At 75.4% G+C, this 13,793-nt stretch carries 13 protein-coding genes and 1 riboswitch; of the genes, 10 read left to right on the top strand and 3 right to left on the bottom strand.

Features of this window, described 5'->3' with window-relative positions; all coding sequences use genetic code 11:
- The first annotated feature begins 111 nt into the window (after nt 1-111).
- The 3 genes from ABT093_RS36320 (at nt 112) to ABT093_RS36310 (ending at nt 4,023) form a co-directional block, all read left to right on the top strand.
- A complete protein-coding gene (locus tag ABT093_RS36320) occupies nt 112-990 on the top strand; it encodes an AAA family ATPase (protein ID WP_502884391.1) in 879 nt (292 codons plus the stop codon).
- Nucleotides 991-1,084: 94 nt separating this feature from the next.
- The gene (locus ABT093_RS36315; RefSeq protein ID WP_350571589.1) at nt 1,085-1,915 is read left to right on the top strand and encodes an Fpg/Nei family DNA glycosylase; all 831 of its coding nucleotides are present in this window, start codon (nt 1,085-1,087) and stop codon (nt 1,913-1,915) included.
- Between the two features lie 62 nt (nt 1,916-1,977).
- The gene (locus ABT093_RS36310) at nt 1,978-4,023 is read left to right on the top strand and encodes a hypothetical protein (RefSeq protein WP_350571587.1); all 2,046 of its coding nucleotides are present in this window, start codon (nt 1,978-1,980) and stop codon (nt 4,021-4,023) included.
- Between the two features lie 57 nt (nt 4,024-4,080).
- Here ABT093_RS36310 and ABT093_RS36305 read toward each other — a convergent pair whose 3' ends face one another.
- Nucleotides 4,081-5,781, bottom strand: coding sequence for a hypothetical protein (locus ABT093_RS36305; RefSeq protein ID WP_350571585.1), 1,701 nt, complete (start codon nt 5,779-5,781; stop codon nt 4,081-4,083).
- Nucleotides 5,782-5,844: 63 nt separating this feature from the next.
- The gene (locus ABT093_RS36300; protein WP_350571584.1) at nt 5,845-6,219 is read right to left on the bottom strand and encodes an ArsR/SmtB family transcription factor; all 375 of its coding nucleotides are present in this window, start codon (nt 6,217-6,219) and stop codon (nt 5,845-5,847) included.
- An 82-nt stretch (nt 6,220-6,301) separates the two neighbouring features.
- Nucleotides 6,302-6,494, top strand: a riboswitch (cobalamin riboswitch).
- 32 nt (nt 6,495-6,526) lie between these two features.
- Between ABT093_RS36300 and nicT the strand changes: the two genes are divergently transcribed.
- The 6 genes from nicT to ABT093_RS36270 all read left to right on the top strand — a co-directional run bounded on the left by nicT (nt 6,527) and on the right by ABT093_RS36270 (nt 12,127).
- Complete coding sequence (gene nicT / locus ABT093_RS36295; RefSeq protein WP_350571583.1) at nt 6,527-7,669, top strand: Nickel transporter NicT; 1,143 nt, start codon at nt 6,527-6,529, stop codon at nt 7,667-7,669.
- Nucleotides 7,670-7,752: 83 nt separating this feature from the next.
- Complete coding sequence (locus tag ABT093_RS36290) at nt 7,753-8,859, top strand: M24 family metallopeptidase (protein WP_350571581.1); 1,107 nt, start codon at nt 7,753-7,755, stop codon at nt 8,857-8,859.
- Between the two features lie 66 nt (nt 8,860-8,925).
- Entirely contained in the window at nt 8,926-9,489 is a 564-nt protein-coding gene (gene efp / locus ABT093_RS36285) for an elongation factor P (RefSeq protein WP_350571579.1), read from the top strand.
- A gap of 4 nt (nt 9,490-9,493) precedes the next feature.
- On the top strand, nt 9,494-9,931 hold the full coding sequence (nusB, locus tag ABT093_RS36280) for a transcription antitermination factor NusB (protein WP_350571577.1): 438 nt from the start codon (nt 9,494-9,496) through the stop codon (nt 9,929-9,931).
- A gap of 160 nt (nt 9,932-10,091) precedes the next feature.
- Complete coding sequence (locus ABT093_RS36275) at nt 10,092-10,931, top strand: thioesterase family protein (protein ID WP_350571575.1); 840 nt, start codon at nt 10,092-10,094, stop codon at nt 10,929-10,931.
- A gap of 278 nt (nt 10,932-11,209) precedes the next feature.
- On the top strand, nt 11,210-12,127 hold the full coding sequence (locus tag ABT093_RS36270) for a DUF8829 domain-containing protein (protein ID WP_350571574.1): 918 nt from the start codon (nt 11,210-11,212) through the stop codon (nt 12,125-12,127).
- A gap of 202 nt (nt 12,128-12,329) precedes the next feature.
- Here the strand turns inward: ABT093_RS36270 and bldD are convergent, their stop codons facing one another.
- Entirely contained in the window at nt 12,330-12,833 is a 504-nt protein-coding gene (gene bldD / locus ABT093_RS36265; protein WP_030056198.1) for a transcriptional regulator BldD, read from the bottom strand.
- 333 nt (nt 12,834-13,166) lie between these two features.
- Between bldD and pyrR the strand changes: the two genes are divergently transcribed.
- Nucleotides 13,167-13,790, top strand: a complete 624-nt coding sequence (pyrR, locus tag ABT093_RS36260) for a bifunctional pyr operon transcriptional regulator/uracil phosphoribosyltransferase PyrR (protein WP_350571572.1) — start codon at nt 13,167-13,169, stop codon at nt 13,788-13,790.
- The last annotated feature ends 3 nt before the right edge of the window (nt 13,791-13,793 follow it).

Genomic DNA, 13,793 nt, shown 5'->3' with positions numbered 1-13,793 from the left:
GGGGCGGCGGCCCGCCGCCCCGGGCCGGGGCCGGGGGGGGCCGGCGACCAGGGGCGGTGCGGCGGCGGACTGTGTCCACCGCCGCACCGCCGTGTAGTGTCCCCGCAGAAGGTGAGTCGGGAGGTGACCGTGACGCAGTACACCGGGGGTGGGCCCGTCCCCCCGCGTCCCGTCGCCGCGCCGGTCCCACCGGCTCCGGCGTACCCCGCGGCCGCGCCGGCCGCCCCCGCCGCCTCCTCCGGGCCGCCCACCGTTCCGGTGCCCGTGGTGCCGCCGGCCCCGCCCGCCGCTCCGGTCCCCGCGCCCGTTCCGGCCCGGGCCCCCGCGCCCGCTCCGGTGGCACCGGTGCCCGCCGGGTCCACCGGACACTTCCTGCTGCCGTCCGGTGCGCCCGTCCAGCTGCCCGCCCGCCCGCCGCAGCAGCACGCGGCCACCGGGCCGATCGCGGTGCTGCTGATCGGCCCGGCCGGCGCCGGCAAGACCACCGTCGCCCGCCACTGGGCCGAGCGGCGCCCCACCCCGACCGCGCACATCAGCCTCGACGACGTCCGCGAGTGGGTGCAGTCCGGCTTCGCCAACCCGCAGTCCGGCTGGAACAACGCCTCCGAGGCGCAGTACCGGCTCGCCCGCCGGACCTGCGGCTTCGCCTGCCGCAACTACCTCGCCAACGGCATCTCCTGCATCATCGACGACGCCGTCTTCCCGGACCGCCCCGCCATCGGCCTCGGCGGCTGGAAGCGGCACATCGGTCCCGGCATGATCCCGGTGGTGCTGCTGCCCAGCCTGGACTCGGTGCTCGGCCGCAACGCCCGGCGCAGCGGCAACCGCCGGCTCGGCGACGAGGAGGTGGCCCGGATCCACGGGCGGATGGCCGGCTGGTACAACTCCGGGCTGCCGATCATCGACAACTCCCACCTGGACGTGGCCGCCACGGCCGCCGAACTCGACCGGGTGATCCTGGCCCGGCTGATGGGCATCCCGGTGCGCTGAGCGGCCGCGCGGGCCCCGGCGGCCGGGCCGGACTGTCGGTGCCGGCTGCGATGATGGACGGGTCCAGAACGAACCACCGGGGGGAGCCGCGCCCGTGCCGGAAGGCCACATCATCCACCGCCTCGCCGCCGAGAACCACCGCGCCTTCGGCGGCCGGCCGGTCCGCGCCGCCAGCCCGCAGGGCCGGTTCGCGGACGGCGCCAAGCTGATCGACGGGCGGGAGCTGACCGCGGCCGAGGCCGTCGGCAAGCACCTCTTCCTCGGCTTCGGCGAGGACGCCTGGGTGCACGTCCACCTCGGCCTGTACGGCGGCTTCACCTTCGGCGAGGTCGGCGACGGCCCGGTGCCCGAGCCGGTCGGCCTGGTCCGGCTGCGGCTGGAGAACGACGAGCACTACGCCGACCTGCGCGGTCCCAACACCTGCGCACTGATCACCGATGCCGAGAAGGCCGCCGTGGCCGCCCGCCTCGGCCCCGACCCGCTGCGCGCCGACGCCGACCCGGACGCGGCCTGGCGGCGGATAGCCGGCAGCCGCACGACGATCGCCGCGCTGCTGATGGACCAGAAGGTGCTGGCCGGCGTCGGCAACGTCTACCGCGCCGAGGTGCTGTTCCGGCACGGCATCGACCCGCAGCTGCCCGGCCGTTCGCTGCGCCGTGCCGAGTGGGACGCGATCTGGGCGGACCTGGTCGCCCTGATGCGCGAGGGCGTCGGCGCGGGCCGCATCGACACCGTCCGCCCGGAGCACACGCCCGAGGCGATGAACCGCCCCCCGCGCGTCGACGACCACGGCGGCGAGGTCTACGTCTACCGGCGCGCCGGTCTGCCGTGCCTGGTCTGCGCCACGGACGTCCGCACCGAGGAGCACGCCTCGCGCAACCTCTTCTGGTGCCCCACCTGCCAGCCGGCCCGCGCGAGCGCGTGATCCCGGGCCGGGTTCGGCCGTAGGCTGGGGCCGGCATTCGGCCCGGCAGAGGGAGCGCGCTGATGACGGACGGCCACCGGACGGTCAACACCGTGTCGGGCACGGTCCACGGCACGGTGATGCAGGCCGGCACGATCGTCATGACGGCGGCGCCCGGACCCACCGTGCCGCGCCAGATCCGCGGACCGCGCCGGGCCTTCGTCAACCGGGAGGGCGAGTTCGCCCGGCTGGAGGCGGCGCTCGGCCGGCTGGACGACGTCCGGCCGGCCGTCGTGGTGTTCACCGGGCTCGGCGGCGTCGGCAAGACCGAGCTGGTCGCCCAGTTCGCGGCCCGGTCCACGGCGCACTTCCCGGGCGGTCAGCTCTACGCCGACCTCGCCGCCCACCGGCACCACGGCGGAGCGGACCTCGGCGAGGTGCTCGGCGGCTTCCTGCGGGGCTTCGGGCTCCCGTACGTGCCGGACACCCTGGCCGAACGGGCGGCGGCGTTCCGCACCGCGACGGCCGCCGGCCGCCGGGTGCTGGTCTTCCTGGACAACGTCGAGCACGCCGCCGAGGTCCGGGCGCTGCTGCCCGCCACCGGCCTGCTGGTGGCCGCCGGCCGGCGCCGGCTGCCCGGGTTGGCCCTGGACGGCGCCGAGCTGCTGCGCCTGGACCCGCTCACCACCGGCGCCGGGAGCGAGCTGGTCCGCGGCTGGCTGGGCCCGGGCCGGGGGACGGACGACGAGCTGGCGCGGCTGGTCGAGTTCTGCGGCGGCCTGCCGCTGGCGCTGAACGCGGTGGGCTTCCGTCTGCTCGACCGCGACGAGCTGCGGGTGGACCGGGTGCTGGCCGAACTGACCGACAAGGAGCACCGGTTGTCGTCGCTGAGCAATGAGGAGGGGGCGGTCGGGGACGTCCTGGACACCGTCCACGGGAGGCTGCCCGAGCACACCCGGCAGCTCTACCGGTTGTTGGGCGTCAACCCAGGCCCGCTGGTCTCGGCCGAGCTGGCCGAGGCGGTGGGGGTGGAGCGGGTCGCGGACGGGCTGGCGGAGCTGCGCTCGGCGCACCTGCTGGACGACGTGGCGGAGGAGGGGCCGGAGCGCCGCTACCGCGCCCACGACCTGGTGCGGCTGCACGCGGCCGGGGTGGTCCGCGACCTGCCCGGCCGGCGGGAGCTGCTGGCCGGGATCGTCGCCTACTACCGGGGCCGCGCGGCGCTGGCCGACCGGGCGATCGGCGACCGCTTCCGGCTCCGGGAGAGCGGTCGGCTCCGGGAGGGCGGCGCACCCCCCGCGGGCGGCGGGGACGCGGCGGCGCTGCCCGGGTTCGGGTCGGGGCCGGACGCGCTGCAGTGGCTGCAGAGCGAGCGGGCCAACCTGCTGGGCGCCGTGCGGGCCGCCGCCGAACAGGGGTGGCACGGCGAGGTGTGGCGGCTGTGCGAGTCGCTCTGGCCGCTCTACCACGGGCGCAAGCACTACGGAGACTGGGTCGAGAGCCACCTGCTGGCCGTCGAGGCGGCCCAGTGGGACAACCGGCCGGACGCGGTGATCCGGATGCGCAACCAGCTCGGGCGCGCCTACTACGAGCAGGCGCGGTACCCGCTCGCCGCGGAGCAGCTGGCGGCCGCGGCGGCCCTGCTGCCACAGGTGGACGAGCCGCGGCTGGCCGGTGTGCTGTGGGAGACGGACGGCCTGCTCTGCCTGGCCGACGGGCGGCCGGAGCGGGCGGTGGAGCTGTTCACCCTGGCCCGGCAGGCCAACGAGGGCGACGCGCACGGCGTGGTGGTGCAGAGCTACAACCTGGCCCAGGCCCTGGTGGCCGCAGGGCGGGCGGAGGAGGCGCTGGCCGTGCTCGGGGAGGCGGGCGAGCTGGCCGAACGGGAGGGCGACGCCCCGATGCTGATGCGGCTGCCGCTGGTCGAGGCCCGGGCCGAGCGGGCGCTGCACCGCCCGGCGGCGGCGGTCGGCGCGGCGGAGCGCGGCGCCGGGCGGGCGCGGGAGCTGGGCCAGCCCCGGAAGGAGGAGGCCGCCCGGGTGCTGCTGGTCGAACTCGCGGAGGAGCTGGGCGACGCGGAGCTGGCCGAGCGCAACCGGGCCCGCCTGCGGGAGCTGAGGGGGCGGTAGGGGCGTCGTCGCGGGTCGGCTGTCGCGGGCCTGCCGCCGTGGGCCTGCCGTCGTGGGTCAGCCGGGTCGGCTCGGCCGGGGGGTGAAGGCGACGGTGGTGCGGTGGGGCCCGGTGTGCAGGGTCAGCCGGTCGGGGAGGCCGGCCGGGCCGGCGGTGGGCGGGGCGGGCGCGGTGAGCCGGTGGGCGACGGCGGAGCCGAGCAGGAGCGGGTCGAGGCGGGGGTCGGGGGCGCCCCAGGGGCGTTCCGCGTGGGCCTCCAGGAGCAGCCCGGTGGGCAGGCGCACCAGGTGGCGGGCCGGGCCGAGGGCGGCGACCGCGACGGCGAGGCCGGGGAGCTCGGCGGCGGTGGCGGCCAGCCAGGCCTCGGCGGGGTGCTCGGCGTCGGCCTCGGTGCGGGCCAGCACCTCGGCGGTGTGCCGCAGGGCGAGGCGGGGTTCCTCGTCGGCGACCGCGTGGAAGCCGCGCGGGGAGTGGTGGCCGGGGCCCACGGGGTAGCGGCGCAGGTGGATCGTGTCGCCCTCGCCGGTGGCCACCACGTCGTAGGCGGTGGGCCGTTCGGCGGCGAGCGGGACCGGCCGGGGGTAGGGCAGCGGCTGCGGGTCACCGGGCGGCTGCTCGATGCCGGGCAGGTGGGCGAGGAGCAGGTCGCGCAGCAGCCGGGCGGACTCGCCGCGCCGGCCCAGCGAGCGGTCGGTGACCGGGCGCAGGGCGGCCGGGTCCTGGTCGGCCATCGCCCGTTCGAGCTGGGCGAGCAGGTCGCCGTCGGGGTCGAGGGCCGGGGCGGTCTGGCCGAAGGCGTAGCCGGGGGAGCGGGGGTCGAGTTCGGCGGCGCCGGTGGCGACCAGCAGGGTGCGGCGTTCCAGGGCGGCGCCGTAGAAGGAGACCGAGCCGTGGTCGCCGATCACGCAGTCGGCGGCGATCAGGGTGGCCTGCCAGCCCTGGTCCGGCGGGACGAGCCGCAGGCCGCGGCGTTCGGCGGCGGCGAGCAGGGCGCGCGGGTCGTGCCGGGCCCAGACGTTGGGGTGCAGGACGACGGCGACGGCGTACTCGTCGGCGGGCAGCTGTTCGACCAGTCGCAGCGGCAGGCCCGGATGGCGGCCCAGCAGCGAGTGCTCGCTCCAGGTGGAGTTGACCACGACGAGCCGGCGGCCGTCGACCGCGCCGAGGGCGGCCCGGTAGCCGTCGCGGGCGGCGAGTGAGGCGAGCATCCGGTCGAAGCACGGGTCGCCGACCTCGCGGGCGCGGGGCAGGGCCTCGGGGCAGGCGGCCCGCAGGCGCTCGAACTGTTCCCGGTGGGAGAGGCCGATGACGGCGGGGAAGACCCGGCCGCGGTGGGTGAGCTCGCGCCGGGAGAGCCCGGCGGAGGTCACCGTGTCGCCGGTGGACTCGGGGACCAGGCGGTTGTAGCCGGCGCCGTGCGGCAGGACGACGAGGGGTGCGCGCAGCCGGTGCATCGAGGCGTGGACGGCGCAGGCGACGGCGAGGTCGAAGGGCCGGCGGACGGCGTCCCGCCAGGGCAGGACGGTCAGGCCGGGCTGGGCGCGGAGGTAGTCGTCGAGGCCGGCGGCGAACGCGGAGCCGGGGTTGACGGTGACGGAGAAGCCGATGCCGTCCAGTTCGCGCAGCAGGGTGAGGACGTCCAGGACGCGGGTCGCCGAGGTGAGGGTGCGGGCCACCGCCAGGACACGGGCCCGGGCGGGCCGGGTGTTCCAGCGGTCGTCGTCGGGCCGGGCCCGGAGCCGGCGGCGGTTCAGCACGTCATGATCGTACGCAACGGGGCCCGGCCGGGCGCGGCGTCCGGACGGACGCCGGACGGGGGGTCAGCCCGCCGCCGCGGCGGGGGCGTCACCGGCGCACTGGTCGAGCAGGGGGCGCAGGGTGGCGTCCACGAGCCGGTAGCGCACGACACGCCCCTCCTTCTCCCCGGCGACCACACCGGCCGTCCGCAGCAGCCGCAGGGCCTGGGAGACGGCGGGGTCGCGCATGCCGGTGGCGACCGCGAGGTCGGTCACGGCGAGCGGGCCGGTGCGGTGCAGGGCGAGCAGGAGGGCGAGCCTGCCGGGGTCGGCGAGCAGGGCGAAGCGGTCGGCCCAGGAGCGGACGTGGGCCGTGTCGCCGATCGCGGCGATGGCCTCGCAGACCCGGTGGCCGTCGATGGTGCGGTGGCCCGCGCGGTCGGCCGGTACGAGATGCATACGGCCCATTCTGGCAGGCGGCGGGCTGTGATCCTGGACACCTGCGCAGGTGCGCAGCCTTGCAAGCGTTGTCCCTGGCCCCTACCGTGTTCCCCGCCGTGGTGCTCGGGAAGACCGGTGACGGACCCTCAGGGGTCCCAGTCCGGAGCGGCCCTCGCCACTGTGATCGGGGGAGAGTGTCCGTACCCACGACGCCACTGGGCGCCTCGCGCGGCTGGGAAGGCGGGTACGGGAGCCCCGTCAGCCAGGAGACCGGCCGCGGCATCTCACGAAGTCTTTCCACGAGGTGCTGGAGCGTGATCCGCAGATGACCCTGCCCGAAACCGCCGCGGCCGCGGCGCCGCCCGCCGCCCTGCCCGCCTTCCGCTGGCGCCGCGAGGACACCCTGCGCACAGCCGGACTGATGGGCGTGATCCTCGCCATGCACGTGGTGGCGTTCGGCACGCTGATCTTCCTGGTCGCACCGGAGAAGTACGAGGTGGGCACCCAGGTCTTCGGGGTGGGCCTGGGCATCACCGCCTACACCCTCGGCATGCGGCACGCCTTCGACGCCGACCACATCGCGGTGATCGACAACACCACCCGCAAGCTGATGGCGGACGGCAAGCGCCCGGTCTCGGTGGGCTTCTGGTTCGCGCTCGGGCACTCCTCGATGGTGGTGCTGATGGCCGCCCTGGTGGCGGGTGGCGCGCAGCTGGCCAACACGCTGATGGACGACGACTCGACCACCCACCAGTGGCTGGGCATGGTCGGCACCTCGGCCTCCGGCGTCTTCCTCTACCTGATCGGCGCGCTGAACCTGGCCGCGCTGTTCGGCATCCTCAGGGTGTTCCGCTCGATGCGGGCCGGGCGGTTCGACGAGGCCGAGCTGGAGGAGCACCTGAACGCCCGCGGCCTGCTGGCCCGGGTGCTGAACCGGGCGACCCGCTCGATCACCCGGCCCGGGCAGATGTTCCCGGTCGGCATGGTGCTGGGCCTGGGCTTCGACACCGCGACCGAGGTCACCCTGATGGTGATGGCCGGCTCGGGCGCGGCCTCCGGCCTCCCCTGGTACGCGATCGTCTGCCTGCCGCTGCTCTTCGCGGCCGGGATGAGCCTGTTCGACACGCTGGACGGCACCTTCATGAACTTCGCCTACCAGTGGGCGTTCTCCAACCCGGTGCGGAAGGTGTACTACAACCTGACCATCACCGGCCTGTCCATCGCGGTCGCCTTCATCATCGGCACCATCGAACTGGTCGGCGTCCTCCACGAGAAGCTGGACCTCACCGACCCGGTGACCGGCTGGATCGCGGACATCTCCCTGGACAACGTCGGCTACGCGATCGTCGGCCTGTTCGTGGTGGTCTGGGCCGCCGCCATCGCCTACTGGCGCCTGGCCGGCGTCGAGAAGAAGTGGGCCCCGAAGCCCGCCGGGGGCGCGGAGTACGCGCCCGCGAGCAAGCTGTAGCGGGGCCCGGCTCGGCGCCGGGGCGGGGCCCGGGTGGGGGCGTTCGGCGGGCGGATCGGGGGGCGGGTTCGTAGGCTCGACGCATGGCTGATGGGTACGCGGGCCGGCGGGAGCGGTTGCGGGAGCACTGTGGTGCGTCCGGGGCCGACGCGGCGCTGATCACCCGGGCGGCGAACGTGCGGTACCTCACCGGGTGCCCGCCGTGCGGGGCGAGCCTGCTGCTGACCCGGGACCGGGCGCTGCTCGCGCTGCCGGACGACCTGCCGCCGGACGACACCGGCGAGCACCTGATCGCCCCCGAGGTCACCCAGCTGCCGGTGGCGGCCGGGGCGGACACCGCGCTGGCCGCGGCCGCCGCCGCGGCCCGGCTGCGGGTGGCCGGGCTCGCGGTGGAGGAGCACGACCTGACGGTCACCCGGCACCGGGCGGTGGCCGGGCTGGCCGAGGGGGTGCGGCTGAGCGACGTGGGCCAGGCGGTGGAGCGGCTGCGGGTGGTCAAGGACGAGCACGAGATCGCCGACCTGCGGATCGCCGCGGAGATCGCCGACCAGGCGCTCGGCGAACTGCTGGAGTCGATCCTGGTCGGCCGCACCGAGCGGCACCTGGCGATGGAGCTGGAGCGCCGGATGATCGACCACGGCGCGGACCGGGCGGCCTTCCCGGTCTCGGTCGGCACCGGCAGCCACTCCGGCCAGCAGGCGCACCAGCCCACCGACCGGCGGGTGGAGGAGGGCGACTTCCTGACCGTGGTGCTCGGCGCGCAGTACCGCGGCTACGGGGTCTCCACCGCCCGCACCTTCGTGATCGGGGCGGCGCCGGCGCCCTGGCAGGTGGAGCTGCACCGGCTGGTGTTCCGCGCGCAGCGGGCCGGGCGGGAGGCGCTCGGGCCGGGGGTCGAGCAGTGCGTGCCCGACCGGGCCGCGCGGGAGATCCTCCGGGCGGCCGGGCACACCGAGGGCTCGCCGCACCCGGTCGGCCACGGCATCGGCCTGGAGATGAGGGAGGCACCGCGCCTCGGTCCCACGGACATGGGTAAACTGGACAGCCGCGTGCCGGTCACCGTCGGCCCGGGGGTCCACCTCCCGGGACGGGGCGGGGTCCGGATCGAGGACACGCTCGTCGTGCGCCCCCTGGAGGAGGGCGGGCCCGAGCTGCTCACCATCACCACCAAGGAGCTCCTCGCCCTGTGACGCAGGTGTGCCACAGGACGCGACCCCTTGGTTCCTTGACAGCTATATCCAGGAGTAAGTGCGCCCGTGGCTTCCACGAACGATCTCAAGAACGGCATGGTCCTCAAGCTGGAGGGCGGCAAGCTCTGGTCCGTCGTCGAGTTCCAGCACGTCAAGCCCGGCAAGGGCCCGGCCTTCGTGCGTACCAAGCTCAAGGAGGTCCTGACGGGCAAGGTCGTCGACAAGACCTTCAACGCGGGCACCAAGGTCGAGACCGCCAACGTCGACAAGCGCACCATGCAGTTCTCGTACAAGGACGGCGAGAACTTCGTGTTCATGGACATGGACACCTACGACCAGCTGGCCATCGAGCCGGTCGTCGTCGGCGACGCCGCCAAGTACCTGCTGGAGGGCTTCGACGCGCTCGTCGCCGTGAACGAGGGCGCGGTGCTGTACATCGAGCTCCCGGCCGCGGTCGAGCTCGTCATCGCCGAGACCGAGCCGGGCGTCCAGGGCGACCGCTCCACCGGTGGCACCAAGCCGGCGAAGCTGGAGACCGGCGCCGAGATCCAGGTGCCGCTCTTCATCACCACCGGCGAGAAGGTCAAGGTCGACACCCGCGACGGCAGCTACCTCGGCCGGGTGAAGTAAGTCCGTGTCGTCCGCACGCACCAAGGCCCGCACGCGAGCCTTCCAGATCCTGTTCGAGGCCGACCACCGCGGGGTCGACCCGCTGACGGTCCTCGCCGACTGGGTGGCCCGGGCCCGGGAGCCCAAGCCGGACGAGGGCACCCCGCAGGTCGGCGAGTACACCATGGAGCTGGTCGAGGGGTACGTCCAGCACGCCCGCCGGATCGACGAGCTGATCTCGCAGTACGCGGTCGGCTGGACGCTCGACCGGATGCCGATCGCGGACCGCAACGTCCTGCGGCTCGGCGCCTACGAGCTGATCTGGGAGGACCGCGTCCCGGACGCGGTCGTCCTGGACGAGGCCGTGGAGATCGCCAAGGAGTACTCCACCGACGACTCCCCGGCGTTCGTCAACGGCATGCTCGCGCGCTTCCTGGAGCTGAAGCCCGGCATCCGCCGCTGACCGCGCGCACGCCGCGCCGAGGGCCGCCCGACCGGAAACGGTCCGGCGGCCCTCGTGCATGGTCACCGGGGCGGCGTATGGTGGTGCCTACTCGTCAGTAACCCGGCGTGCCGGCGGCCCGCACCCGTCGGCGACCCGCAGCGAAGGGCAGGCCACCCCCATGACCACGGCGATCCGCAGCGAGTTCGACCAGGGCATCGCCCTCACCCCGCACCCGGACGAGCCGGGCCGGTACGACGGCGAACTCGGCGCCGGCTGGCAGATCGGCGGCGGCGTCAACGGCGGACTGCTGCTGGCCGTGGCCGGCCACGCGCTCTCGCTCGCGCACGCCGCCCACCCGGAGGGCGCCGGCCACGCCGACCCGGTCTCGATCAGCGGCTACTACCTCTCCGCCGCCACCCCCGGCCCGGTCACCGCGCGCACCGAGGTGATCCGCGCCGGCCGCTCGCTGTCCACCGGCACCGCCGCGCTCAGCCAGGACGGCGTGGAGCGGCTGCGGGTGGTCGCCACCCACGGCGACCTCGCCGCCCAGGACGGCGAGGTGCGCACCAGCGCCGTCCCGCCGCAGCTGCCGCCGCCCGACCAGTGCATCGGCGTCGAGCACGCGCCCAGGGAGCTGATCGCCCAGGCCGCCCTGCTGGAGCGCTTCGACATGCGGCTCGACCCGGCCACCATCGGCTGGGCGCTCGGGCAGCCCTCCGGCACCGGCCGGATCCAGGGCTGGTTCCGGCTCGCCGACGGCCGCGACCCCGACCCGCTGCTGCTCCTGCTGGCCGCCGACGCCCTGCCGCCGGTCAGCTTCGACCTCGGGATGCCCGGCTGGGCGCCGACCGTCGAGCTGACCGTGCACCTGCGCGCCAAGCCCGCGCCGGGCTGGCTGCGGCTGGTGCACGCCACCCGGAACGTGGCCGGCGGGTACTTCGAGGAGGACGCCGAGGTCTGGGACGAGACCGGCCGCCTGGTCGCCCAGTCCCGCCAACTGGCCCGGCTGCCCCGGTGATTCGCCCGCTCGACGGTGGGCCCTCGGCTCGCGCGGGGGCGGCCCCGGCCGGGACGGTGTGAGCGGGCGTGCACGGCGAGTGACCGGCGCGCCGCGCGTGGGGCGGGTGCGCGGGGCGTGAGCGGCGGGCCGCACAACCGTGCGTGACCCCAAGCGCCCGATTCACCCTCGGTTACAGTCCTGTGACACGTCGTACGTGTGCGCCACGCGGGGCGGGGGAGGACAAGGTCGGCGGTCCCACCCGCCGCCGCCCCGTCCGCCCCGTCCGAGGAGCCCCGATGAGCCGCAACGGCCGCGCCCGCCGCACCCCCGACTGCACCGCCGCGGGTGCCCGCCCCCGGGCCCGCTCGCGCGCCGCCGACCGGGAGGGGACCTGCGAGCGGCAGCGGGCCGAGGGCGCCGGCCAGGCCTTCGTGATCGGTGTGCTCACCAGCCCCGCGGACTTCGAACGGGCCCGCGCCTGGGGACTGTCCGACGCGCCCGACCACGAGCAGTACCTCAAGGAGACCGCCGAACTGCTCGCCGACGCCCGGCGCCGCTTCGACACCGTCCGGGCCCGGATGTTCCACCCGCAGGACTTCGCGGAGTTCTGCCTGCTGCACGGCCTCGACCCGGCCGAGCCGGCCGCCCGCGACCGCTACCTGGTCAACCCGCCGCTGCGCACCCAGCTGCTCGCCTACCAGGGCGAGGAGCTGGCCGGCGACTTCGTCCCCCGGCTGGTCCGGGCCCGCGAGAACGGCCTGACCCTGCGCCACGCCGACCTGCTGCTCGACGGCCGGCTCTCCGGGGAGCGCGACGACCTCGTGCGCGGCGCCTACGAGCGCGGCGCCGAGGTGTTCCGCCGGATGCTGCTCGGCGCCGGCAGCGGGGTCTACGAGCTGCGCCTGTCGGTGGACGCTCCCGGCGGGCGGCTGTCCGCGGCCGCCCGGGTGCTCCAGTGGGAGGACGGCGTGGTGCGGATCAACGACGAGGACCTCGAACTGCTCTGCGCGGTGCTCTGCACCGGGCTGGCCCGCGAGCTGCCCGGCCTCGCGGTGCTGCACGGCGCCCAGGGCAGCGCCGCGGCCTGCGGGGAGTACCGCCCGACGGCCTGGGCCTGGGCCAGCGAGGGCCGGGTCTGGACGCCCGCCGCGGGGCCGGTGCGGCTGGACGGGGTGGCCGCCGAGCCGGGCTACCGGCTGGAGACGGTCTGCTGACCGCCCGGCAGCGCCTGACCGCCCCGGGGGCGCGCGCGACTGCCCGGGAGGTGCGACCGCCCCGGAGGCGCCTGGGCGCCCCGGGAACGCCGCGGCGCGGCACCCCTCGCGGGGGCCGCGCCGTGACGTTTCTGCAGGTGTCCGCCGTTCCCGTGGACGGGAGAACCGGCGGGGAGACCGGCCGGAGCCGGTACGGCGAGCCTCAGCTCGCGTCCTCCTCGCGCACCGCGCGGCGCGCGTCGGGGTTGAGCACGCCCCAGGAGATCAGCTGCTCGGTGAGGATCGACGGCGACTGGTCGTAGATCACGGCCAGGGTGCGCAGGTCGTCCTGGCGGATCGACAGCACCTTGCCGTTGTAGTCGCCGCGCTGGCTCTGGATGGTCGCCGCGTAGCGCTGCAGCGGGCCGGCCTTCTCGGACGGGACCTGGGTCAGTCTCTCCAGGTCGAGGACGAGGCGCGGCGGCGGCTCGGCCGCGCCGCCGGGCGTGCCGCCGGGCAGCAGCTCCTGCACCGGGACCCCGTAGAACTCCGCCAGTTCGGCCAGCCGCTGCACGGTGACCGCACGGTCGCCGCGCTCGTACGAGCCGACGACGACTGCCTTCCAGCGCCCCTGGGACTTCTCCTCGACACCATGCAGGGAGAGCCCCTGCTGAGTGCGGATGGCTCGGAGCTTGCCTCCGAGCTGCTTCGCGTAGTCGCTGGACATTGATCTCCCCGGACGAGATTGCTTCGCGTTCAGTGGTGGGTCACGGGCGATTGCCGACGCCGTTACCGGTGGGTTCGACGGCCGTCTCGTAACTCACTGTGAGGTTACGTAGAGTGAGGTAGTTGCGTCAAGCCGAATGGGGCAGTCGTGCGAATGGGCCGCATCACCCGTGCGTCCGGTGCGTGAACCACGGGGAGCGGAACGATGGCCGTCGGTTGGCCGCGGAATACACGCTGGTAGGATGACCGGAGCCCGCGCCGCAGTCCGGCGGGGGCGTCCCCAGACATCCTTTAAGGCCCGTCCCGTGAGGCGGGGAAGGAGGTCCGCTTCGGCATGACCGCACACCAGGAATCCGCTCCGAGGCCGCCGCACCAGGTGCTGGACGGCACGGACATCGCCCGGGTCATCACCCGGATAGCGCACGAGATCGTCGAGCGCGCCAAGGGCGCCGAGGACGTCGTGCTGCTCGGCATCCACACCCGGGGCGTCCACCTCGCCCGGCGGCTGCACGCCCGGCTCGCCCAGATCACCGGCCAGGACATCCCGCTCGGCACCCTGGACATCACCATGTACCGGGACGACCTGCGGCTGAAGCCCGCCCGCGCCCTGGAGCACACCGAGATCCCGCCCGGCGGCATCGACGGCAGGCTCGTCGTCCTGGTCGACGACGTGCTCTTCTCCGGCCGCACCATCCGCGCCGCGCTGGACGCCCTCAACGACATCGGCCGCCCGCGCGCCGTCCAGCTCGCCGTCCTCGTCGACCGGGGCCACCGCGAGCTGCCCATCCGCGCCGACTACGTGGGCAAGAACCTCCCCACCTCGCTGCGCGAAGCCGTCCAGGTGCGCCTGGCCGACCGCGACGGCGTCGACGCCGTGCTCGTCGGCGACCGCGACTTCGCCGCGCGCTCCTCCCAGGCCCTGGCCGCCCAGCCCACCGAACCGCACCTCCCGGAGTAACCC

Source organism: Kitasatospora sp. NPDC002551, from assembly GCF_040296005.1.
Taxonomy (GTDB): domain Bacteria; phylum Actinomycetota; class Actinomycetes; order Streptomycetales; family Streptomycetaceae; genus Kitasatospora.
Note: the sequence above shows the minus strand (reverse complement) of the source record. Positions and strands in the feature narration are given on the sequence as shown.